This is a genomic window from Brucella sp. HL-2, assembly GCF_025846885.2.
GTDB classification, from domain to species: Bacteria; Pseudomonadota; Alphaproteobacteria; order Rhizobiales; family Rhizobiaceae; genus Brucella; species Brucella quorumnocens.
On sequence record NZ_JAOYTK010000003.1, the window covers coordinates 342746 to 366486 of the forward strand.

Genomic DNA, 23741 nt, shown 5'->3' on the forward strand with positions numbered 1-23741 from the left:
ATGCGGCTTTACGCCAACAAAAAACGCCCTCCCTGTAAAACAGGAAGGGCGTTCTTGTTCATCGCAACGTATCTCAGAGATCCACGTCGAGAATGGCCATCGAGAAGTTGTAAGAAAGTTCGCCTTCGTCTTCATCCTTGTAGACGAGCCCCAGGAATTCATCGTCCAGATACACCTCGGCGGAATCGTCTTTGCGTGGACGCGCCTTAATCTGCAGGCCAGGATTGTTAAAAGTCCGCTTGAAATATGCGTCGAGTTTCTTGAGTTCTTCGGGTTTCAACCGGCTTCTCCTGAGATTGATTTGAGGCCGGTTTAATGCACCCGCCCTTATGTGATGTAAAGCACTAACACATGAGCTGATGTGCCCATGCACGAATAGTTATGAACCGTTAAGCGTGATATAGGCCGCTCGGATTGAAAAACCAGCGGTTAGCAATTCTCACAATTTAGCAAGTCAATAAGGCATCAGATGCCTTCGCCAAACATGTGTTCGCCGAACGCAGCTTCGCTCAACATCTGATCCATCACACGCGAAGGCTCAGAGCAACCGCTTTCACCGACCACCTTCGCAGGCACACCTGCAACGGTAGCATTCTGTGGAACAGATTTCAGCACAACAGAGCCGGCCGCTATCTTTGAGCAGTTTCCTACTTCAATATTACCAAGGATTTTGGCACCTGCACCGATCAGCACGCCGTGACGGATTTTTGGATGGCGATCGCCACTGGCTTTGCCTGTACCACCAAGGGTAACACCATGCAGGATCGAGACGTTGTCTTCGATCACCGCTGTCTCGCCGACCACAAGCCCGGTAGCATGATCGAGGAACAATCCACTGCCAAATTGCGCAGCCGGATGAATATCCGTCTGAAAAATAGAAGACGAGCGGCTTTGCAGATAATAGGCGAAGTCTTTGCGCCCTTCTTTATAGAGCCAATGCGCCAAACGATGCGTTTGGATCGCGTGAAAACCTTTAAGATAAAGAACCGGGTCCATGAAACGGTTATAGGCCGGATCACGATCATAAACCGCCTGAATATCCACCCGCACGATATGCGACCATTCAGGGTTTGCCTCTAACATTGCATCGAAGGTCTGGCGCAGAATATCTGCGCTTACATCCGCATGTCCCAGACGCTCCGCAATACGATGCATCACAGCATCTTCCAGCGTCGACTGGTTGATAATCGTTGCGTAAAGAAACGTTCCAAGCACGGGATCGTTCTTGGCAGCTTCCTCCGCTTCGGCGCGGACAGAGTGCCAGATCGGATCAACCTGCCCCAAAGATGGGGATACTTTCGCGTTCGTACGAACTGACATTATGCATGCTCCAATTTTGCTCAATGCGGCGTCTGAACACTCCCCTTGCCCGTTTGCCTGCATCGCAATGTGAGTTCAGCGGATAACATATCTCAAAATGCCGTGCCTTTACACCGCATAAATCTTATCGCTCAGTTTAACGCAATTGAATGAAATCCACCGTATCGGCTCAAAGAGGATTTTCTTCAAGAAAGACCAAGACGCCCTTTTTATAGACCTTATCGCCCACCGCCAACATATGATCGCGGTCCGGGATATCGAGTGCCTGGCCATTTGGCAGCATATCGGCCAGTTCCTGTGCACTTCCAGCAATATCGTCGGTGGTACCAACAGCTACAAGGACCGGCTGCATGATGCGCGCAATTGCCTCGGCAGAAACCAGTTCTTTAGACGTAATGACACAAGCCGCCAGAGCAATCCGGTCGCTCTTGGTCTGATCGGCAAATTTACGGAACATCAGTCCGCGCGGATGGGTGATCGTCGATGGGTCTTCAGCAAGCAATGCTTCGCCAATCGGCTCCCAATCGCCAGCACCTGTCACCATTCCAATGCCAAGCCCCCCAAATACAGCACTACGAACACGATCAGGATGCTCGATTGTAAGAAACGCGCTGATGCGCGCTCCCATCGAATACCCCATCACATGCGCTTTTTCGATGCCCAGATGGTCAAGCAACGCTGCCGCATCGCTCGCCATAGCGCTCGGCGTATAATCATCGGCTTCATGGCTTTTCGCTGAAAACCCATGCCCACGATTATCTATCGCAATAACACGATATCCAGCTTCGGTCAGCGTCCGAAACCAACCGGGCGACACCCAATTGACAAGGCTTGAGGACGCAAAGCCATGAATGAGCAAGATCGGATCGCCTTCTCCGTCCTGACGATACGCAAGACGCAAACCATCATGTTCGAAATATTCGATATCGAGCGCGCTCAATTTTGTATTCCTTTTGATTTTTAGATGCGTGGTGTCGGAATCATTTCCGCAAAGATGCGAAGCGGTTCGCACAGAAACAACAAATTAGAGGGTTTCCAGCAAAATCAGAAAAAATCTAGCTGCGACACTCGCCACAAATAGCTGTGTGGATCGCTCTGTCACCACGCTTGATTCCGATCCGCTTAACAGTACCGGCAAGAAGTTCCACGACATAAGCCGCCGGCCCTTGCGAAGAAATAATATCTTCGGAAAACGGGACAGCGTTTTCATGAATCGAGGATACATGGCCTGAGTCATCAAGGAAAACCATATCCAGCGGCGAAGGCGTGTTCTGCATCCACATCATAACACTGCGCATTTCACCGAATACGAAAAGCATGGCTCGATCCTTTGGGAAGTCGGTGCGCCACATCAGCCCGCGCATCCGCGCCTCGTCCGTCGCAGCAACTTCCAAGCCAAATGACACTTTGCCTTTCGAGGTCATGAAGGTGAGTGGTTCTTTGTCCATTGGCAAATGTATGGGCTTGGTTTCCTGCGCTTGGGTGGAAAACGCAAAGAAAATAAATGCAAATGCGAAAAGAATGCGGCCCATTACCTGCTCTTGTCCTACGTGCTCGTGTTGAGTGTCTTTTGACAGACAATCACGAATGGTGCGTTTGAGCGGCGGACATTACCAATCAGGCCCAGACGCGGCAAGGCCCAGTCACTGCTTAGTCACTGGCATCACCGGCTTGTGACATCGTCTGAAAGTCAAATTAGTGCGAAACGGGAATCGCCGTGCCGATATCCGGATGGATTTCAGCGGCCATAAGGCCCTTGTCACCGTTGCCGAAACGGATCAGGACAACCTGACCGGGGCGCAGTTCCATCATTCCGAAACGGCGTAGTGTTTCCATATGAATGAAAATATCTTCGGTGCCCTCACCGCGTGTCAAAAAGCCGAAGCCCTTAGTGCGATTGAACCACTTGACGATAACACGTTCCAGACCACTGGACGGCGTAACTGTAACATGCGTGCGCTGCGGCGGCATCTGCGCTGGATGCACAGCGGTCGACGTATCCATGGAAAGAACACGGAAGCATTGCATGCCACGGTCACCATTGCGAACTTCACAAACAATGCGCGCTCCTTCAAGCGCTGTTTGGAAGCCATCGCGGCGAAGCGAAGTGACATGCAGCAGAATATCGGAAAGACCCGGCTGGTCAGGAACAATGAAGCCGTAGCCCTTTGCAACGTCAAACCACTTAATGTGGCCGGACACTTCAATAAGTTCGCCTAGCTCTTCTGAGGAGGCCTGACTGCGAAACTGGTCACTCGACACAGATTTGTCCGCCATGCGCTCGCCCCTCCTCTGTTGTTCCGTTGCGATTCTGACCTGATTCTTGACCGAAGAATAACACTTCCTTAACCGGATGCGGCAAGCCTAAACTTATGCTGTCTTGAGGATGACCACAGGCTTTGTGCCTTCATCGTTAATTCGTAAATTTCTCAAATGCAAAATTGCCCTGTCAGCAACACAATCAAAAACATATGGCAGCAGTAAAATTCGACAACTTGTTTACTTGTGTTTTCCCACAAGCAGCCTATCCACAAAACCGCTCTTAAATGCTCTGCAAAATGAACTGGGACTTGAGCTGAACCATTCCTCCGGGAATGCGTTGAACTTCTGTGACCGGGTCAGCATATGAATCAGGAGAAAACTATGCGTTATCTGCACACGATGGTTAGAATTCGCGATATTGATGAATCGCTCGATTTTTATGTCAACAAGTTTGGCCTTGAAGAAATTCGCCGCACCGAAAACGAAAAAGGCCGTTTCACGCTGATTTTCCTTGCCGCTCCATCCGATAAGGAAAAAGCCAAAGCAGAACGCGCGCCAGAGCTGGAGCTCACCTATAACTGGGACCCTGAAACCTATAGCGGTGGTCGTAATTTCGGCCATCTCGCCTACGCGGTCGATGATATCTATGAGACTTGCCAGAAATTGAAAGACGCCGGTGTCACCATCAACCGTCCGCCACGTGACGGCCATATGGCTTTCATCAAGTCTCCAGATGGCATTTCCATTGAGCTGATCCAAAAAGGCGAGCGCCTTGCACCACAGGAGCCATGGGCTTCCGCTGAAAATATTGGCAGCTGGTAATTACGAAAAAGGCCCGGTCTTTCGACCGGGCCTTTTTTTGCAATAAAGCACTTCCAGCAAAAGTGCAAAGCGGTTTTGCGTTGGATAATGCGTAAAAACAAATAGTTACAGCGGGTCCAAAGATTCAGCCTTAACTGGAACCGCTGTAACTAAGCTTATTCAGTTCCCTGAATGGCTGCGAGCTGCCATTCCCCGCCGTCCTTGCGGGTAAAGGTCCAGACTTCGACGCTTTCAACTGGCTCATCTGGATTGCCTTCAACGACTGCCCCCGTGTTGCGGTCAAGCATGACATCGATGGCCGAATAGCGGATAGCGACCGTCGCATATTCGACGTCGCCTTCACGCCAGGCTTCAGAAACATCACCTTGAAGCAGCTTCACGTCCTTAACTTCGTTACGCATCCCGCTGGAAGCGATCTCGCCAAGCTCTTCAGCGAGGTAAGACATGGCTTCTGGGGTTGCGAGCTTGCGAAGAGCTGCATAATCCTCACGGCCATAGGCGGTCTGGATTTCCGAAAGCATCTGCTCGAAGCGGTCGAGTTCTTCCTGACCAACATCCATTGGCTCTTCTTCAACGACAGGTGCCGCCGGGATTTCAGCCTGTTTGGCTTCAAACGGATTAACCGACGGCGTACGGCTAGCAACGCCTGCCTGTGGCGCCGCACTCTTCGCAGCGCCGAAAGGCTGCGTGCCGCCAAAAGGCTTCGCACCAGCATTACCCGCGCTTGCAGCTGCCGTCTGACGACGGTTAGCAAACATGCGCATGACAAACATCGCAATCAGCGCAATGACGGCCACCTGCAGAAGAAGACCAAACATGCCGGCAAGACCACCAAGGCCATTACCGAGCATCATGCCAATCAGACCACCGACAAGCAGTCCGCCAAGCATGGAACGGCCGAAATTGCCGAACATGCCGCCTGAACGCGTTGCAGCGGCCGCGTTCTGTGCGCCAGCCGCAGGTCGGTTAGCCTGCGTGTTCGTGCCTGGGTTAGGCGTCATTGAACGTTCCATTGGAGCTGCGTTGTTTGGCGCGGTACGTGTCGGCGCTGGCGCCTGATAAGTACGCGCACCACGGCTACCAAAACCGCCCCCACCAGCACGGCGAGCCTCGGCGAAATCAACAGCGGCAAAAGAGGCTATAAGGCCAAGGACCATTGCAGCGGTCAGTTTGGTCAAGCGGTTTCCGGAACCCGGCATAAGTATCTCCCAAGAGAGCATTTCCAGCAAAAAGTGCGAAGCGTTTTTGCATAGGATAATGCGTAAAAATAATCAGAGCGGTCTCAGCGATTTCATTTTACTAGAACGATCACTGAATGTTTTAGTCCGACATCATATGGGAATTCACCCCTGCTGTTCACAAGGGTGTGAAGTCAAAAAAATGGAGAAATTTCAAATAGAGCGCCGTGCGCCCTCTTGGGCGCGCAAAGGTCGTTCTAAATGCTTAAACTTACAGCATAATTTTACCTTAAGCTGTTTCAGGTTTAAGGAGTTATGCTGCAGGCACAGCAGCATCCAAAATCTGAATCTGAGGTGTCACCGAGCCATTCCAATGGTTGAGCGACAGATTGCCAACAACATGCACGCTCTGGCCGATATTATTGAACAAAAACCGTCCAAGATCGCCCTCAGCAGCTCTGAAGGCGATTGCATTGACCCGCTTTCCATCTGCGCCACGCAGCGCGACCCGAACATGATCACGCCCCACGCCGCGCACATCTGCCAACACATGATGCGGTAAAGCCAACACCGGCTGCGGATGCGCCGACCCGAAAGGTCCTGCCTTCTGCAAGGATTCATAGAGCGAGACTGTGGCACCCGATGCCGCAACTGCACCGTCGATGGAAAGACTCTGATTTTGGCGTAGTCGTGAAACGATATCCGCAGATTCTTCTTCAAGAAACGCCCGAAGTGCACCAAGTTTGCCGCGCTCGATGGTAATGCCAGCTGCCATGGCATGACCACCGCCCTTGATCAGCAATCCCTTATCGACCGCGTTGCGAACAAGCTTCCCAAGATCAAATCCCGCAATGGAGCGGCCCGAACCGGAGCCCGTGCCATTGGCGTTGAAGGCGATAGCGAAAGCCGGACGGCGCGCCTTTTCCTTAAGACGGGAGGCGAGAAGACCAACAATGCCGGGATGCCAGTGGTCACTCGCAGTCACGATCACTGAAGCGCCCGCGCCGCCGGAAATCTCAAGTGAAGCCTCCGCTTCGGCCTCGATCAGCATTTCAGCTTCCATCGCCTGCCGTTCCTGATTGAGCCGGTCGAGTTCAACCGCAATCGGGTCCGCGGTAGTTGAATCGTCAAGCGTCAGCAAGCGCGCGCCCAGTCCGGCATCGCCAATACGACCACCCGCATTGATACGCGGGCCAATAAGATAGCCTAGATGGAAGACGTTGAGCGGCTCGCCGATACGTGACACACGGCCAAGCGCTGCCAGTCCGGCATTGCTCTGACTGCGTGCAACCAACAGACCTTTGACCACAAAGGCACGATTGACGCCTTTCAACGGCACCACATCACAAACCGTTGCAAGTGCAACCAGATCAAGCATGCCTAACAAATCCGGCCCTGCACCTTTTCCGCGTTCGCGCAGAACTTTCGCAACCTGAACAAGAGTAAGAAACACGACCCCCGCAGCGCAAAGGTGCTCCTGCTGCGAAATATCATCTTCACGATTGGGATTGACGATCGCCACCGCATCTTCTGGCAGATTGCCACCGACCTGATGGTGATCGAGGACGACAACATCGGCGCCCGCCTCTTTTGCAGCTGTGATCGACGGCGCGCTGTTGGTGCCGCAATCGACTGTCACGATCAGCGTTGCGCCCTTCGCAACCAGTTCACGCATGGCATCTGGGTTCGGCCCATAACCTTCAAAGATGCGATCCGGGATATAGATCGAATGTGTGATGCCGTAATGTTTGAGAAACCGCGCCATTAATGCAGATGAGCATGCACCATCCACATCGTAGTCGCCGAAAATCGCAACAGTTTCGCGACGCATTATGGCGTCAGCAATACGGTCGGCAGCCTTATTCATATCGGTGAGCATAGCCGGATCGGGCATGAGATTGCGCAAACTTGGATCGATGAACTCCGGCGCTCCCTCAACGCTTACGCCGCGTCCGGCAAGAACGCGCGATACAAGATCGGAAATGCCGTGATGTTGGGCTATCGCGAGAGCTATATTGGCTTCACGGGGGCCAAGCCGGTCCATCCACTTCTGGCCAGTGACAGAATTCCGGATACCAAGAAAAAAGCGTTCTGTTGTCATGGTTTCTTAAAGACACAAAAGGCGGCATTTTTGCAATGCCGCCTTTATTGATTAAACTTTGAGTAATTTTAGAACTTAGACAAATCCTGATGTCTTGCCTTGATTTCACGAACCGTCTGCGAGCTTGAGCGCATGACGATTGTATGCGTCTGGATATAGTCACGAGCGAACTTGACACCCGAAAGCATATTGCCATCGGTTACGCCGGTTGCTGCGAACAATACGTCGCCCTTTGCCATTTCCTCCATCGTATAAATCTTTTTGGGGTCCGAAATACCCATCTTGGCTGCGCGCGCGATCTTCTCATCGGAGTTGAGCTGAAGGCGTCCCTGCATCTGGCCACCAATGCAACGCAGTGCCGCAGCCGCCAGCACGCCTTCTGGCGCGCCGCCAATACCGATATAAATATCGATGCCGGTTTCATCGGGGTTGGTCGTGTGCATCACACCAGCAACGTCGCCATCGCCGATCAGCCGAATGGAGGCACCAGTTGCCCGCACTTCTTCAATCAGTCGCGCGTGGCGTGGACGATCCATGATGCAAGCCGTGATTTCGTGTGGCTTCACACCCTTTGCCTTGGCAATAGCATGGATGTTGTCAGTCGGCGACGCATCAAGATCGACGACGCCCCTAGGATAGCCCGGACCAACGGCAATCTTTTCCATGTAAACATCTGGTGCGTAAAGCAGGTTGCCTTTCTCAGCGATGGCAATAACGGCCAGCGAGTTCGGCAGATTCTTTGCGCAAATCGTCGTGCCTTCCAGCGGATCGAGCGCGATATCAACGTCAGGCCCCTGCTTGGTGCCGACTTCTTCACCAATATAAAGCATTGGCGCTTCATCGCGTTCGCCTTCACCGATCACGACTGTACCGGCAATTGGTAGGCGGTTCAGTTCCTGTCGCATGGCATCAACTGCCGCCTGATCGGCAGCCATTTCGTCGCCACGTCCACGCAGGCGGGCTGCTGCAACCGCCGCACGTTCGGCAACGCGGACCAGCTCAAGCGTCAGAATACGATCAAGTCCATGGGCCAATCCATGAGGTTGCTGTTCTGCATTCTTAGCCATGTGAACAAAGTCCCGAATTTGAATTACGTTGCTGCGTTCGTATAACGCCAGTGTCGCTACTTATAGCGACATTATGCAAATCTTTTGTCAAAGTCCCCCACTCTCCGCAAGAGAAAGAGGCCTCCACTACAGAAAGAACGGTAAAAAGATTTTGTGCTCAAGCGCTTAATCGATTTAGCTCTACACGCTTGGTTTCATGTCATGGACGGGCGTGAACAAACACACCCGACCATTGATATCAGAAAACCCGAAAGCAACCAGAAGAGGTTTCGAGAGATCAACCTGCAACTGCTTCAAAGAAAACCTCTGGACTATCCACTTCGATCAGTTTTTTTCTGTCGATCACCCAGAAACGATTGCCGACATTGCGCACAAAACTGCGATCATGCGAGACAATCAGGCTGGCGGTTTCATCGCTCAGCAATTCGGCTTCCAGCGCTTCTTGGCCATCGATGTCCAAATGGTTGGTTGGTTCATCCAGAATATAGAAATTCGGCTTGGTCAACCGAAGAACCAGCATGGCAAGGCGCGCCTTTTGCCCGCCCGAGAGCCGGGACAAGGGCTTGACCTGCATTTCCAGCGTCATGCCCGCACCGGCCAGCAAAGATCGAGCGCGCTGGTCGCCGACATCGAAAAGTTTCATGACTGTTTCGAACGGCGTCCAATCAGCTTTCAATTCGGAAAGTGCCTGATCGCTATAGCCCAACACAAGTGAAGGCGTTGCCTTAATGTTGGCGAGCGACTGTTCCGGCTGCAATATAGCTTCCCGAACCAGTGTCAGCAACCGCGTCTTACCTGTACCATTGGCACCAAGCAGCACTATTCTGTCGCCGGGATTGATCCAGAGTTGACCGGTTTTATAAAGATGCCGGCCATCTGGCGTCGCAATCTCAGCCCGATCTATCACGATCAGTGCTTTGGCGTGGCTGCCGCGACCGTCGAGCTTGATCTTGCCTGCGGAGCGATCAATGTGGGCCGTCTTGGCAGTCTCTTCAATTTTTTCGGCCCGTGCCCGCAATTGCTTGGTCTTAACGACCAGCAAATCGCTGCCGGAATTGATGCCGATATTATTAAGCTTGGCTGCCTGCTTGCGCAGCTGCTGGACGGTTTTCATGTCCTTTTCGAACTGGCGGGCGTCAGCCGCATCAATCTCATCAAGCGCAACGCGCGCCTGACTATAGGGCAAAGCAAAAACTAACGACCTCTCTGCGCGCAGAAAAAGTGTGCGTTTCGTTACAACATCGAGAAAAGCGCGATCATGGCTGCACACGATCACTGCGACCGAGCGAGGAAGCGCATCAAGCCAGTTTTCCAGCAAATGCACCTTCTCAAGATCAAGATGGTTGGTCGGTTCGTCCAACAGAAGAACGTCAGGCTCGGAGACCCATGTGCGTGCCAAAAGCGCAAGTCGTTGCCAACCCCCACTGAGTTGACGCATGGTCAGCTCACGCAATTCAGCAGGAACGTTGAGATCATCGAGCACAATGTCGGCGCGCCAGCTTTCATAGTCGCGCGCATCTTCATCCAATCCGCCGAGCACGACGTCATAGAACGACACGCCCAAGAGATCAGCAGAAACATATTGGCTGACATAGCCGATCTTCACTCCACGCGATCGCGTGATGGCACCACTTGTAGGCTCGCCCTCCCCCACTAAAAGGCGCAAAAGACTGGTTTTTCCGCGCCCATTGGCTGCAACAATTCCCAGTCGCTCGCCTTCGCCCACGACGAAATCAAGGCTGGAGAAGAGGGTTTCATGGAGCGTAAGTGAGAGATTCTGAACAGAGATAAGAGACATAGCAATAAGCCCAATTCTGCCAAGCACTGATGATCAGTTTCCAAACAGCTCATCGATGTGCTTGCAAATGTTCGGCGGCAGCAATTCAAGCTGCGCCTTCAGAAAAAGGCAGAAAAAGACCCTTGTTTAAGTCTTAATCGGCCCTGCACAATTTATTGCTGCAGGGCAAAATCAGGGCCGTACTGACGATGACAATCGTGACGCGTCACATCCATGCTACAGCCCTCCTTTTCCGTGTTTGTCTCTAAATCGGACTATTCCGATGGGTGCTTATTAGCAAAGTCGTTGCCGCCCTTCAAGAGCGGCAACCTTATTGGATTGTTTCAGCCTGCGCGTTCGATGCGGATCATTTGCGGCTTGCTAACCAGATGGTCGTCCTTGAGGATGGCTTCAAGCGCCTTTTTCACTGCGGATTCCGTCGTCTCGTGCGTGACGAGAATAACAGTCTTGATGCCGTCACTCACGTCACTGTCCATCAAAGGACGCTGAACGATTGATTCGAGCGAAATGTCATTTTCGGCCATGCGCTTGGCGATTGCAGCAAACGCACCGATGCGATCATAGACCGTCAAGCGAATGAAATAGCCGCCGGCATGTTTGCGCATTTTAGCGCGCTTATAAGGCTGCAAAGCCTTTGCAGGCGTTCCGAAAACCGGACCGTGCTGGAAACCGGGACGGCTCTTAGCAATATCAGCCAGATCGCCGATCACTGCGGATGCTGTCGCATTGCCACCAGCACCCGGACCGGAAAGCAGCAGTTCACCAAGAAGATCGGTCTCGATTGCGACCGCATTGGTCACGCCATGCACCTGAGCAATCACCGAAGAGGTCGGCACCATGGTTGGGTGGACGCGCTGTTCAATGCCAGTATCAGTCTTCTGTGCGACACCGAGCAGCTTGATGCGATAGCCAAGTTCATCGGCCGCACGAATGTCCGCCAACGAGATATTGCTGATACCTTCAAGATAAATATCGTCGGCTGCAATCTGCGTGCCAAAAGCAAGGCTTGTGAGCAGCGCAAGCTTATGCGCTGTGTCATTGCCTTCAATGTCGAAAGTCGGATCAGCTTCGGCGTAGCCAAGACGTTGTGCATCCGCCAGGCAATCCTCGAATGAGATACCCTCTTCCCACATCCGGGTGAGGATGTAGTTACAGGTGCCGTTCATGATACCGTAAACGCGTGAAACCGTGTTGCCGGTCAGCGATTCACGCATCGCCTTGATGACCGGAATGCCGCCCGCAACTGCTGCTTCGAAGTTAAGAAGCACGCCTTTTTCTTCTGCGATCTTGGCCAATGCCACGCCATGCTTCGCAAGAAGAGCCTTATTGGCTGTCACAACATGTCGGCTTGCGCGCAGTGCAGCTTCTACCGATGCTTTAGCCGGACCTTCGTCGCCGCCGATCAGTTCGACGAACACATCGATATCGGCTTGCTTCGCCAATTCGATGGGATCATCAAACCACTCAATCCCGGTAAGATCTATACCGCGATCCCGAGTTCGGTCGCGGGCGCTGACAGCAGTAACCGTTACCTGCTTGCCGCATTGACGAGTGAGCATTTCGGCCTTGTCACGTAGGATACGCAACACTGAAGCACCAACGGTGCCCAGTCCGGCAACGCCGATCCGCAATGCATCACTCATTATCTCGACCTTCTGAATTGTTGGCTGAATTGTTGGCTGAATTGTTGGATTTCAATATGGTGGGAAACAAGGGCCGACAAAACGCGGCCCCTGCTTACTCGGTTAAAGCATTTCCAGCAAAAGTGGGAACCGGTTTTGCGTTCGGAAATGCGTAAAAACAAATAGTCTCAGCGGTTCCAACGATTCAATATCAACTGGAACCGCTGTAAAGCCGCTTAGCGGCGACCTTCGAGCGGAATCACATTATGCAGGTTCTCGTCCTTCGTGGACAGGAAACGCTTGATGTTGCGTGCGGCCTGACGGATGCGATGCTCGTTCTCAACCAGCGCGATACGAACATATTCATCACCATGTTCACCAAAGCCTACACCCGGAGCAACGGCCACATCGGCCATTTCAACCAGCAGCTTCGAGAATTCCAATGAACCTAGGGCGCGGAAACGCTCTGGAATCGGAACCCATGCGAACATGGTCGCAGCTGGGGGTGGAACATCCCAGCCAGCACGGCCAAAGCTTTCGACAAGCACATCACGACGCTGCTTGTAGACATTGCGAACATACGCGATGTCTGAGCCGTCGCCGTTAAGTGCTGCGGTGGCCGCAACCTGAATAGGCGTGAAGGCACCATAATCCAGATAGGACTTTACACGGGTCAATGCTGCGATCAGGCGCTCATTGCCAACAGCGAAGCCCATGCGCCAACCCGGCATGGAGAATGTCTTCGACATCGAAGTGAATTCGACAGCTACATCCATCGCGCCCGGTACTTCAAGAACTGATGGCGGCGGATTGTTGTCATCAAAGTAGATTTCCGAATAAGCAAGGTCGGACAGAATGATCAGATCATTCTTGCGGGCGAAATCAACGACATCCTTATAGAAATCCAACGTCGCGGTATAAGCCGTCGGGTTCGAAGGGAAGTTGAGGATGAGCGCCAGCGGCTTCGGAATGGAGTGCTTCACCGCACGATCCAGCGCACGGATAAACTCTTCATCCGGCTTTGCAGGGATCGAACGTATCACGCCGCCCGACATGATGAAGCCGAATGAGTGGATAGGATAGGTTGGATCGGGACAAAGCACGACATCGCCTGGTGCCGTGATGGCCTGCGCCATATTGGCGAAGCCTTCCTTGGAACCGAGTGTCGCAACAACCTGTGTGTCCGGATTGAGCTTCACACCAAAACGGCGCGCATAATACTGCGCCTGAGCGCGGCGAAGGCCGGGAATGCCCTTCGACGACGAATAACGGTGTGCACGCGGATCCTGAACAGCCTCGCAAAGCTTGTCGACGATGTTCTTTGGCGTCGGCAGATCAGGATTACCCATCCCAAGATCTATGATGTCGGCGCCGGCCGCTCGCGCTGATGCCTTCAGGCGGTTAACCTGTTCAAAGACATAAGGTGGCAAACGACGGACTTTATGAAATTCTTCCGACATGATCCTGTTCCAGAAGGGGGTTGAATGAAATGGCGCGTATGCACCGGGTTAGGAGCTATACACCTGTTATCGAATCGGGTCGAGACTTGTTACAGTCTTGAAATGAAGCTTTTTTCTATCGAAAAAGGCTACTCTGCTCCAGCTTCGATCTGCTTGAGGGTCGCATCTGTTTCTTCCTGCGCCTGTTTGCGCAAGGCAGCAGCCTGAGCTGGCGTCATCGCTGTATTGGAAGAACGTGTGGCCGCAAGACGCGTGCGGTCAGAATCAAGCCCTGAAGTAAGCTGCGCTTTTTCTTCCGGGGTGATCTGGGTGGTCGCGGCCTTTGGCATGCGGCCAAAGGTTGGATAGGTATCCGAACGCTTGGCACCTTCCTGCGGCGTACCCTGAAATTCAGGGCCACCGGCACAGCCCGCAAGAAACGCCACGGCCGTTGCTGCCAGCATAATATTGGCAATCTGCCGCGTGCTCTTGGTCATGTTTCCGGTCCCGATCCTGGTGTTTTGAATGCGCTAGGCGCGTTACCTAGCCCAACACAGATAATATAATGTGAAATGGATAGCACCAAGTCGATGCGTCATGTCAACAAGCGAGTTGAGATTGCGGACATTCAGCGCCGAGCGAAGCGGTTGCTGGTCACAAGTATAACCAAAAATTACAAATAGTAATATTGCGTTATATCGCTGTAATGCGCGTGTAATCTATGCCGCCATGAAACACTTCGTATTTTCAATAGTTGCGTTTGGCAGTTAAAAATCCTAAAAATTGGTTACAAATGATCAGTCAGTGATTTGTACCTTCACGCTTAAACGCGATTACAGATATGATGTACCCGTAATAAAGCGCTGAAACTCTTGGATTATCTACCCCGGTCCAGACGACCGGTTTCTGTGAGTAAACTCGCCATCGTTTGTCTGAGCGAGACTCACACGGGAGAACAAATCTCCCGAAATCAGCTAGGCACCGTTTTTTCGGGTCGTCAGGCTGGTGCAGGCCGAAAAGCTGAAACGTCGATCTGGAGCAGACATTGAAATTCGCAGAACCATCGCATCGGACAGCCAGAAGACTACTTTCAGGTAGCGTAGCCCTCCTCGCGCTCGTCCTGTCATCCTGCACGTCTACTGGCAACGGCACGTCACCTTTACAAATGACGAACAGCGCCGATGGTTCCATGATTGCCGACACACTTCAGAGCGCGGCCGATCAGACGGTTGCAGCCGAAGCGTCAGCAGAGGCCGGTAAGAGTGAGGCACAAAAGGCCGAAACAACGACTAATGCAGCCAAAACCGCTGTCGCCGAGGTAAAGCCAGCCGATAAAGAACAAAAGCCGACAACTACCGCAGCAACTGAAACAGAATCAGCTCAAGACGGCTCTATTCAGGTCGCAGCCCTCGCCCCGCAGACGAAGTCGACTTCTCTTTTTGGTATGTTTGGCAAAAAGCCAAGCGAATCTCCTGCTGCGTCCGCACCTGCCCCTGAAGCAACAGAAACTGCAAAGCCAGAGCAAGCAAAAGAGCAAGCTGCTGAACCTGAAGCCACGCCTGCTGCAGAAGAAACCAAACAGGCTGAATCGCCTAAGCCCGCAGAATCAGAAAAGCCGACTCAGGTCACATCTCTCTTCGGCTCTGCTAAGAATGCCAACGCATATGCCTCGCCACAACGTCCTACCACCGCTGGCCAAGGCAGCATTGCACGCCTCTTCAACGATGAAGCAGCAAGCGGTTCAGGCACCTCTCAGAATAAAAAGCTTGCGGTTGTAAGGCCCGGCGCCAAGTCGAAGCATGAGTATAACTATTCGTTGCCGGGCGTGCGCCCTAATGGTGGTTTTGAAATCAAGCATCGTAAAAGTATCTATGATGACAGCGATATCGACGCCAACGAATATGATGATTACGCGGGCGTCCAGCTGGCATCAGCTCCTGGTCTTGCACGTCTTGCGCCAAACGGCCTGAAGGTTCAGCGCGAAACTGTGGATGTCGCCTGCCTCAAGCCCCAGCTCGTTACGATGTTGAAAACCATGGAACGGCACTTCCGTAAGCCTGTCATGGTTACATCGGGCTATCGCAGCCCATCCTACAATCGCAAGGTCAACGGCGCCCGCAAATCACTTCATATGATTTGTGCCGCAGCCGACATTCAGATCGATGGCGTTTCAAAGCATGAAATCGCTCGCTTCGCCCGCAATATGCCGAGCCGCGGTGGCGTTGGCACCTATTGCCATACTACGTCAGTACATGTGGATGTGGGGCCAGAACGCGACTGGAACTGGAGTTGCAAAAAGTAATCACAGCAAATCAAGTCGGGGCGAAAGACCGGGTTTTTTTGTTAAATAACATATACTTATATATTCCCTCATCACGAATTTTTCGAACACTATGACGTTCAGATGAGTTTTTTTTAGAAAAGTTATATTAAGGGCTTGCGAGTCAGGTTCTTCCTGAATATAAGCCCACTCACACCAGCAACAGGCGCCCATCGTCTAGCGGTTAGGACAGCGCCCTTTCACGGCGCAGACAGGGGTTCGATTCCCCTTGGGCGTACCATGTGCTGGTTTTTCTTTTCCAAAATCATCATTGACTGCAGATAACGGCGAACTTGTTCTTCGCAGGGCTTAACGCACAAATTTCGACTTGCGAGCCTTTGGCATGCTCACCTATCCCCTTGTTTTCGCTGAAAACCTCCCCTGAATCGCACAGATGAAATTTTCTTTGAATAATTTCTAAAAAAGGGCTTGCGCGTCAGAATTTTCCTGCCTATAAGCCGACCCACACCAGCAACAGGCGCCCATCGTCTAGCGGTTAGGACAGCGCCCTTTCACGGCGCAGACAGGGGTTCGATTCCCCTTGGGCGTACCATTTGCTGGTTTTTCTTTTTCTCCCGAAAAATTGATATTTTCATCAGTGACATCGCTTTGACAGCAATGTTACGGACTGTCCGTAAAACTTGAAAATGGACAGCAAGATTATGGCTAAAACTACAGCAATCGTACCCACCGCGCATGCCAGCCGCTATTTGCAGCAGCTTTGCAAACATTGGGCGCATAAGTTCACTGTTGAGTTCACACCCGAGCATGGTCGAATAGACCTTGGCGAGAATCGCGTCGTGTTGATGGATGCCAATCCAGATAACCTCGTTACTACGGTTGAAGCGCCTGAAGAAAACTTAGCTTCTATGGAAGACGTCGTTGCGAGCCACATCGTGCGCTTTGCGTTCCGCGAGGAACTGGTTTTCAACTGGGTGAAAGAATAGGCGCTGAAGCATGTCGCGGAAAAATAGAAAACGGTTTTCCGTTAACGGCATACGTAGTAACAAAGACTTAAAGCGCGTCGTCTGGGTATGATTAAACGCGACTCGCTGTCGAGCGCGTTTCGTTCTGATTGAATCAGATCGACGCTTCAATTGTTTGTTTTTCGAAAATCGTTTCACACTTTTCAGGACGCGCTCCGTTTGCGCTTATTTACGCCTCCGATAAATTGCCCGCAAAATGCCCCGAATAGCCATCTTCACATCACATTGCGGGCTAAATCCCACGCGAAATTCTCACCAACTGATAAATGATTTGGCGGTGATGAAATGACCAGTGAAACGAGAACAACCCTCACTTTGCTAAGCGCAGGTCTTATCGCAGCAATGCTGGTTCTTGGTGCAGATATGAGCTGGGCTGATGTGGCCAAGGTTCTGTTCTGATCCATCCGGCCAACCTACTTGCAACAAAGCATTCATGAGCCTACATCGGCTCATGCTTTTCACCACTCCCCTCGTTACGGGCCGTTTAGAGCGGCGTTATAAGAGATTTCTTGCCGACGTTACGCTCGACGATGGTCGTTTTATTACTGCGTCGGTTCCCAATACCGGCTCCATGCTCGGCCTCACCACTCCCGGCTCTCGTGTCTGGTTGAGCGTATCGGATGCTCCTCATCGCAAATACCCCCATACGCTTCAGATCGTTGAAGCCGACAACACACTTGTTGGGGTCAATACGGGTCTGCCCAACAAAATTGCAGAAGAAGCAATTCTATCAGGCATGATTCCCGATTTGCAAAATTACGGGCTTCTCAAGCGTGAACAGAAATACGGGCGCAATTCCCGCATTGATATTCTTCTCGATGAAGGAGATCAGCCCCGTGCTTATGTAGAAGTGAAGAATGTGCACTTCATTCGCACACCTACCCTTGCAGAATTTCCCGACACCGTCACTTCGCGCGGTGCTAAACATCTTGATGAACTTGTTGATATGGTATCCGCTGGCTATCGGGGCGTGATGGTGTTTATTATCCAGCGAAGCGATTGCAACAGATTCAGCATCTCGGGCGATCTCGATCCGACTTATGCACGCGCATTTGATCGCGCACGAGCCACCGGGGTTGAGGCTTGGGCTATTCGATGCCAAATAACGGAAAACGGCATCGACGCTGAAACTGTGGTGCCAATAGAATATTAGAGCGTATCCCGAAAAGTGAGGAACGGTTTTCGGACTAAGATACGCGTTGAAATAAACGATAGGGCGCAGATCTGATCCAATCAGATCGAAATGCGCTCTGGAAAGACGGATCGAGATGGTGACTTATATTGAAGCGACAAGCGCACCTATGAAATACACAGGGCAAATCAGGCTGTATGGCCCAGATGCCTTTGAAGGTATGCGCAAGGTCTGCAACCTCACCGCCCGGTGTCTCGATGCATTGAATGACATTGTAAAACCCGGCGTCACAACCAACGAAATTGACCGCTTCGTATTCGAATTCGGCATGGACCACGGCGCCTTCCCGGCGACGTTGAACTATCGCGGCTATACCAAATCAACCTGCACTTCGATCAATCACGTCGTTTGCCACGGCATTCCTGACGACAAGCCATTACGCGAAGGCGATATCGTCAATATCGACGTCACCTATCTGCTGGATGGCTGGCACGGCGACTCCAGCCGCATGTATGCTGTTGGCGATATCAAACGTGCTGCCGAGCGACTGCTTGAAGTGACGTATGAGAGCCTTCTGCGTGGCATTGCCGCAGTCAAACCCGGCGCAAAAACCGGTGCAATTGGCGCTGCGATCCAGACCTATGCGGAAGGCGAACGTTGCTCCGTGGTGCGCGATTTCTGCGGCCATGGTGTCGGCCAGCTTTTCCACGATGCTCCGAATATATTGCATTACGGCACCGTCAATGAGGGCGTCGAGATCAAGGAAGGCATGATCTTCACGATTGAGCCAATGATCAACCTCGGCAAGCCGGGCGTGAAGGTTTTGGCCGATGGCTGGACTGCGGTCACACGTGACCGCTCGCTTACCGCTCAATATGAGCATACTGTCGGCGTCACCAAAGACGGCTGTGAAATCTTCACGCTGTCGCCAAAGAATGTTTTCGGCCCGCCATCCATGCGGTAAAATGGGATTACATACTGTCTGTCTGTTTCTGCGGGGGTTTAAACAGAATGGCATCAAACAACAAAAAGCCTGGACGTCTCGACATTCCCGGCTTCAATGAAGGCATACAAATGGCGGCTTCGCTGGAGAAGCCGCACCATTTGGGTCACCGTGACCGGTTGCGTCAGCGTTTTAAAAACGCACCTGATGCATTGGCAGACTATGAACTGCTCGAGCTTCTACTTTTCAGGGTCATCCCGCGCGCAGATACTAAACCGCTCGCAAAGTCTTTGCTTACCCGTTTCGGATCTCTGGCCGAAGTTCTTGGTGCGCCTGAAAAACTGATTGCTGAAACACCTGGTGTCGGCCCTTCAATCGCCTTGGAACTTAAAATCGTCGAAGCAATTGCCAAACGATCTGCCCGAAGCATGGTGATGGAACGCGAAGTGCTCGGCTCCTGGAGCCAGGTCGTGCAATATTGCACGACAGCGATGGCCTATGAAACGCGCGAACAATTCCGGGTATTGTTCCTAGACAAAAAGAACCGCCTCATCGCAGACGAAGTGCAACAACAAGGAACTGTCGATCATACCCCGGTCTATCCGCGCGAAGTCGTGCGCCGCGCGCTCGAACTTTCAGCCACAGCAATTATTGTCGTCCACAACCACCCATCGGGCGACCCCACACCATCGCGCGCCGACATCGACATGACCAAGCTGCTGATTGACGCTGCAAAGGCGTTGAGCATTGCGGTGCATGACCACATCATCGTCGGTAAACACGGTCATATCAGCATGCGTGGGTTGAAACTGATTTAGAGCGCGTTCCAAAAAGCCTGAGCACAAATAATCAGAGCGCGTTTGCTCTGATTTCGACTTGCTGATCGTTACCTTTCATTAAGCATATGAACGAAAACGCAGTCCTCCCCCTACGAATTAGCTCGAATTTTCTTAAATTTGGACACAATCACAAGCGACGAAGCACACAGCTTGAGGGCTGGCCAAATCGCCTCCTCAATGAAGAGTTCAAGCATATTTCCCGCCGGCGTTTTTGACGGGAAAACTGGAGTAAAAAATGTTGAAGCGTTCATACATCGCCGCGGCGTTCGGTGCCGCAATTGTCGCCTTTGCTGGTCCATCCTTCGCGGCCGACATGATGGGCGGATCCGACTACACCTACAATGAACCCGTTGCGTCAGGCCCGCACGACTGGTCCGGCAACTATATTGGTGCTCAGATCGGCGCTTCTTCGTCCAGAGTTCCAGGCCCATTCACAAACCGCACTGGCTTCCTCGGTGGCGCAGTTGTCGGTAAGAACATGCAGAGCGGCAACGTCGTTTTCGGTGGTGAGCTGGAAGGCAACTTCGCAGAGGCTGAACACCGCATCGGTAACGGTGGCAGCCTTCAGCAGTCATGGAACGGCAATGCAAAAGGCAAAGTCGGTTACGCGTTCGACAAGACCCTTGTTTACGGCACCGCAGGTTACGGCGTAACCAAGTTCAAAGCCAAAGACGCAACCACTTCCGCTCCTGGTTGGGAAGGCGGCGCATTGATCGGTGCAGGTGTTGAGCAGGCGATTTCCGGCCCGATCTCGATCAAGGCCGAATACGACTTCCAGCGCTTTAACGACGTTAAATCCAAGGTAAACGGCGTTACCCAGTATAACAACCTGAAGAATCATTCGATCAAGGCAGGCGTGAACTACCGCTTCTAATATCTTTTGGGTGGAGTTCATTCTGTTTAAGCATTAGAGCATGCAATTTTTGCATAAAGGGCTGCACTCACCGTGCAGCCTTTTGTTTTTGCACCGTTTCCCAATTGAGAAATACCACCTTCGATAGCAGAGAGCTTGACTCCATTAGCGGGCAACATCTTATATATCACGAGTTCGAGTGGGGCGCTCATCATCCGCAATTCTGAATTGAATTCCGTTTGCGTCGGCACCCTATTGCGGACGGGCTTTCAATTGGGCGGTGAGCTTACCCAACCGTTCAGCTAGGAATGTAAAATGCAGCGCGTTTTTGACGGACACAACGATGTCCTTCTGCGTCTTTGGGAAAACCAGCGTAATGGCGGTGACCCGATCAAGGAATTTATCAACGGCACAAAGATCGGTCACATCGATCTGCCCCGGTCGCTAAAGGGCGGTCTGGCTGGTGGTATCTGTGCGATCTATATTCCAGCAGGTCATCATATCGAGCTCGGTAAAGCCGATGAAAACGGTCACTATGAAACGCCGCTTTCACAACCGCTGGAGCGCGCACCGTCGCTCGACATTGCGATGGAATTCGCTTCTCTAGCGCTGCGCCTTGAAGAAGCTGGTGGTTGGAAGCTTTGCCGTAACGGTAAAGAGCTGGATGAAACGCTTAACAGCAACACATTCGCCGCCGTATTGCATATGGAAGGCTGCGAAGCCATCGATGCTGATCTCGCCGCCCTCGACGTGTTCTATTCTGTCGGCCTGCGCTCACTCGGTCCAGTCTGGAGCCGGAACAATATTTTCGCGCACGGCGTGCCATTTGCCTATCCGATGAGCCCTGATACCGGCCCTGGCCTTACCGAAGCGGGCAAGCGGCTCGTCAAAGAATGCAATCGCAAGGGCATTCTGATCGACCTCGCACATATCACAGAAAAAGGCTTCTGGGATGTGGCTAAGCTGAGCGACCAGCCGCTGATTGCCAGCCATTCAAACGCGCACGCCCTCACGCCTGTTGCGCGCAATCTGACCGACCGTCAGCTCGATGCGATCCGTGACAGCAAAGGTCTTGCTGGCCTCAACTACGCGACCACCATGCTGCGCAGCGATGGCAAAGAAAACGCCAATACGCCGCTTTCAGATATGGTTCGCCACGTTGATTACATGGTCGAGCGCATGGGCATCGATTGCGTAGCACTTGGTTCCGATTACGACGGAGCAACTATTCCGAATGAAATCGGTGATGCAGCGGGTACGCAGAATCTCGTCACGGCACTCAGCAATGCAGGTTATAGTGATCAAGAACTGTCGAAGCTTTGCCGCGAAAACTGGATAAGGGTCTTGAAACAGGCCTGGCACGAAGCAGCCTGACAACCCATACAAAATCCCAAAAATAATCTAACTGAAAGGGAACTAAAATGATGCATTTCGGACGTTTTCGTATTCTCGCAGCCGGTGCAGCTCTTGCTGCTGTTATGGCCGCAAATCCGGCATTGTCGGCAACACCTGCCGATACGCTGGTCCAAGCATGGGCTATCGACGATATCATTACACTTGATCCTGCCGAATCGTTTGAAATCAGCCCTGCCGAAGTTCTCGGCAATGCCTATGACCGTCTGATTCAGCTGGATATCAGTGATACATCGAAGGTCATTCCGGGTGCAGCAGAAAGCTGGACAGTTTCAGATGACGGTCTGACTTATACGTTCAAGTTGCGCAAGGATGCCAAGTTTGCCTCTGGCAATCCGCTTACCGCAGCCGATGTCGCTTACACATTTGAACGTGGCGTTCGTCTCGACAAGGCACCCGCCTTCATCCTGACCCAGTTCGGCCTCACCGGCGAAAACGTTACGGAAAAGGCCAAGGCTGTTGACGAAACAACCTTTGTTCTTACCGTAGACAAGCCTTACGCGCCAAGCTTCGTGCTCAACTGCCTGACCGCCACTGTTGGCTCGATTGTCGACAAGAAATTGCTCGAAGAACATGCGGCTAAAGTCACCCCTTCGGACGATTACAAATACGACACCGATTATGGCAATGCATGGCTGAAAACCGGCTATGCAGGTTCCGGCCCGTTCAAGATTCGCGACTGGCGCGCCAATGAAGTCGTGGTTCTTGAGCGCAACGATAACTTCTACGGCGAAAAGGCAAAGCTTGCCCGCGTGTTCTACCGTCACGTCAAGGAAAGCGCCACGCAGCGCCTGATGCTCGAATCGGGTGACGTGGACGTAGCGCGTAATCTTGAGCCAGGCGATTACGAAGCCGTTCAGAAGAACGAGAAGCTCCAGACAGTCAATGCGCCGAAGGGTACTGTCTATTACATCTCGCTTAACCAGAAGAATGCGGAACTTGCCAAGCCGGAAGTTCGTGAAGCCTTCAAGTATCTCGTTGATTACGATGCAATTGGCGCAACCCTGATCAAGGGCATTGGCGAAGTCCGACAGACCTATCAAGCAAAGGGTGTACTTGGCTCGCTGGATGCCAATCCATACAAGCTGGATATCGAGAAGGCCAAGGAACTGCTGGCCAAGGCCGGTCTTAAAGACGGTTTATCGATCACTTTCGACGTGCGCAACACGCAGCCCGTCACAGGCATCGCCGAATCTTTCCAACAGAGCGCAGCCAAAGCAGGTATTAACATCAGCATCGTTCCAGGTGATGGCAAGCAGACGCTTACCAAGTACCGCGCTCGTAACCATGATCTCTATATCGGTCAGTGGGGCATGGATTACTGGGATCCAAACTCGAATGCCGAAGCTTTCACCTCCAACCCGGACAATGGCGACGATGCATCCAACAAGACGCTGGCTTGGCGCAATGCATGGGCTATTCCTGAGCTGACACAGCAGACGCAGGCAGCATTGCTGGAACGTGACGGCGACAAGCGCGCTGAACAATACAAGAAGCTGCAGCAGGAAGCACTCGACCAGAGCCCATTCGTCATGCTGTTCCAGCAGGTCGAAGTGGCAGGCATCGCGGGTAACGTGAAGGGTTACAAGCTCGGACCAACCTTCGATTCCAACTATCTTGCACCAGTCAGCAAAGACTGATCTGAA

The 23741-nt window shown here is 52.3% G+C and carries 21 protein-coding genes and 2 tRNA genes; 11 read left to right on the forward strand and 12 right to left on the reverse strand.

Features of this window, described 5'->3' with window-relative positions; all coding sequences use genetic code 11:
• Window positions 1-73: 73 nt before the first annotated feature.
• From OIV19_RS07555 to OIV19_RS07575, 5 genes are all read right to left on the reverse strand, one after another.
• Entirely contained in the window at window positions 74-280 is a 207-nt protein-coding gene (locus OIV19_RS07555; protein ID WP_095446832.1) for a DUF3126 family protein, read from the reverse strand.
• A 185-nt stretch (window positions 281-465) separates the two neighbouring features.
• A complete protein-coding gene (gene cysE / locus OIV19_RS07560; RefSeq protein WP_264231106.1) occupies window positions 466-1320 on the reverse strand; it encodes a serine O-acetyltransferase in 855 nt (284 codons plus the stop codon).
• Window positions 1321-1489: 169 nt separating this feature from the next.
• Complete coding sequence (locus OIV19_RS07565) at window positions 1490-2260, reverse strand: alpha/beta hydrolase (RefSeq protein WP_264231108.1); 771 nt, start codon at window positions 2258-2260, stop codon at window positions 1490-1492.
• A 115-nt stretch (window positions 2261-2375) separates the two neighbouring features.
• Window positions 2376-2852 carry a DUF192 domain-containing protein gene (locus OIV19_RS07570; protein ID WP_264231109.1) on the reverse strand — a complete coding sequence of 159 codons (477 nt, stop codon included), beginning with the start codon at window positions 2850-2852 and terminating at the stop codon, window positions 2376-2378.
• Between the two features lie 163 nt (window positions 2853-3015).
• The gene (locus tag OIV19_RS07575) at window positions 3016-3597 is read right to left on the reverse strand and encodes a cold-shock protein (RefSeq protein ID WP_095446836.1); all 582 of its coding nucleotides are present in this window, start codon (window positions 3595-3597) and stop codon (window positions 3016-3018) included.
• Between the two features lie 366 nt (window positions 3598-3963).
• Here OIV19_RS07575 and gloA point away from each other — a divergent pair, with 366 nt between their 5' ends.
• Window positions 3964-4404, forward strand: a complete 441-nt coding sequence (gloA, locus tag OIV19_RS07580) for a lactoylglutathione lyase (protein WP_095446837.1) — start codon at window positions 3964-3966, stop codon at window positions 4402-4404.
• A 155-nt stretch (window positions 4405-4559) separates the two neighbouring features.
• Here the strand turns inward: gloA and OIV19_RS07585 are convergent, their stop codons facing one another.
• The 7 genes from OIV19_RS07585 to OIV19_RS07615 all read right to left on the reverse strand — a co-directional run bounded on the left by OIV19_RS07585 (window position 4560) and on the right by OIV19_RS07615 (window position 14106).
• Window positions 4560-5603: a Tim44 domain-containing protein gene (locus OIV19_RS07585; protein WP_264231110.1), complete on the reverse strand. Its 1044-nt coding sequence runs from the start codon at window positions 5601-5603 to the stop codon at window positions 4560-4562.
• Between the two features lie 292 nt (window positions 5604-5895).
• A complete protein-coding gene (recJ, locus tag OIV19_RS07590) occupies window positions 5896-7683 on the reverse strand; it encodes a single-stranded-DNA-specific exonuclease RecJ (protein ID WP_264231111.1) in 1788 nt (595 codons plus the stop codon).
• A 68-nt stretch (window positions 7684-7751) separates the two neighbouring features.
• On the reverse strand, window positions 7752-8750 hold the full coding sequence (gene glpX / locus OIV19_RS07595) for a class II fructose-bisphosphatase (RefSeq protein ID WP_095446840.1): 999 nt from the start codon (window positions 8748-8750) through the stop codon (window positions 7752-7754).
• Between the two features lie 277 nt (window positions 8751-9027).
• The gene (locus tag OIV19_RS07600; protein WP_264231112.1) at window positions 9028-10548 is read right to left on the reverse strand and encodes an ABC-F family ATP-binding cassette domain-containing protein; all 1521 of its coding nucleotides are present in this window, start codon (window positions 10546-10548) and stop codon (window positions 9028-9030) included.
• A 323-nt stretch (window positions 10549-10871) separates the two neighbouring features.
• Window positions 10872-12191: a homoserine dehydrogenase gene (locus OIV19_RS07605; RefSeq protein ID WP_151093812.1), complete on the reverse strand. Its 1320-nt coding sequence runs from the start codon at window positions 12189-12191 to the stop codon at window positions 10872-10874.
• A 215-nt stretch (window positions 12192-12406) separates the two neighbouring features.
• Window positions 12407-13630 carry an LL-diaminopimelate aminotransferase gene (locus OIV19_RS07610; RefSeq protein WP_095446842.1) on the reverse strand — a complete coding sequence of 408 codons (1224 nt, stop codon included), beginning with the start codon at window positions 13628-13630 and terminating at the stop codon, window positions 12407-12409.
• Between the two features lie 128 nt (window positions 13631-13758).
• Complete coding sequence (locus OIV19_RS07615; protein ID WP_095446843.1) at window positions 13759-14106, reverse strand: hypothetical protein; 348 nt, start codon at window positions 14104-14106, stop codon at window positions 13759-13761.
• Window positions 14107-14654: 548 nt separating this feature from the next.
• Between OIV19_RS07615 and OIV19_RS07620 the strand changes: the two genes are divergently transcribed.
• From OIV19_RS07620 to OIV19_RS07665, 10 genes are all read left to right on the forward strand, one after another.
• Window positions 14655-15911 carry a YcbK family protein gene (locus tag OIV19_RS07620; RefSeq protein ID WP_264231113.1) on the forward strand — a complete coding sequence of 419 codons (1257 nt, stop codon included), beginning with the start codon at window positions 14655-14657 and terminating at the stop codon, window positions 15909-15911.
• Between the two features lie 184 nt (window positions 15912-16095).
• Window positions 16096-16170, forward strand: a tRNA-Glu gene (locus tag OIV19_RS07625).
• 237 nt (window positions 16171-16407) lie between these two features.
• Window positions 16408-16482: transfer RNA gene (locus OIV19_RS07630), tRNA-Glu, on the forward strand.
• 109 nt (window positions 16483-16591) lie between these two features.
• Window positions 16592-16876: a DUF2218 domain-containing protein gene (locus OIV19_RS07635; protein ID WP_095446845.1), complete on the forward strand. Its 285-nt coding sequence runs from the start codon at window positions 16592-16594 to the stop codon at window positions 16874-16876.
• 490 nt (window positions 16877-17366) lie between these two features.
• On the forward strand, window positions 17367-18068 hold the full coding sequence (sfsA, locus tag OIV19_RS07640; protein WP_264231152.1) for a DNA/RNA nuclease SfsA: 702 nt from the start codon (window positions 17367-17369) through the stop codon (window positions 18066-18068).
• A gap of 115 nt (window positions 18069-18183) precedes the next feature.
• Window positions 18184-19011: a type I methionyl aminopeptidase gene (map, locus tag OIV19_RS07645; protein ID WP_264231114.1), complete on the forward strand. Its 828-nt coding sequence runs from the start codon at window positions 18184-18186 to the stop codon at window positions 19009-19011.
• 47 nt (window positions 19012-19058) lie between these two features.
• The gene (gene radC / locus OIV19_RS07650; RefSeq protein ID WP_095446848.1) at window positions 19059-19808 is read left to right on the forward strand and encodes a RadC family protein; all 750 of its coding nucleotides are present in this window, start codon (window positions 19059-19061) and stop codon (window positions 19806-19808) included.
• Window positions 19809-20064: 256 nt separating this feature from the next.
• A complete protein-coding gene (locus OIV19_RS07655; RefSeq protein WP_095446849.1) occupies window positions 20065-20703 on the forward strand; it encodes an outer membrane protein in 639 nt (212 codons plus the stop codon).
• 294 nt (window positions 20704-20997) lie between these two features.
• Window positions 20998-22056, forward strand: coding sequence for a dipeptidase (locus OIV19_RS07660; RefSeq protein WP_264231115.1), 1059 nt, complete (start codon window positions 20998-21000; stop codon window positions 22054-22056).
• Window positions 22057-22103: 47 nt separating this feature from the next.
• Complete coding sequence (locus OIV19_RS07665) at window positions 22104-23735, forward strand: ABC transporter substrate-binding protein (protein WP_264231116.1); 1632 nt, start codon at window positions 22104-22106, stop codon at window positions 23733-23735.
• Window positions 23736-23741: the final 6 nt, after the last annotated feature.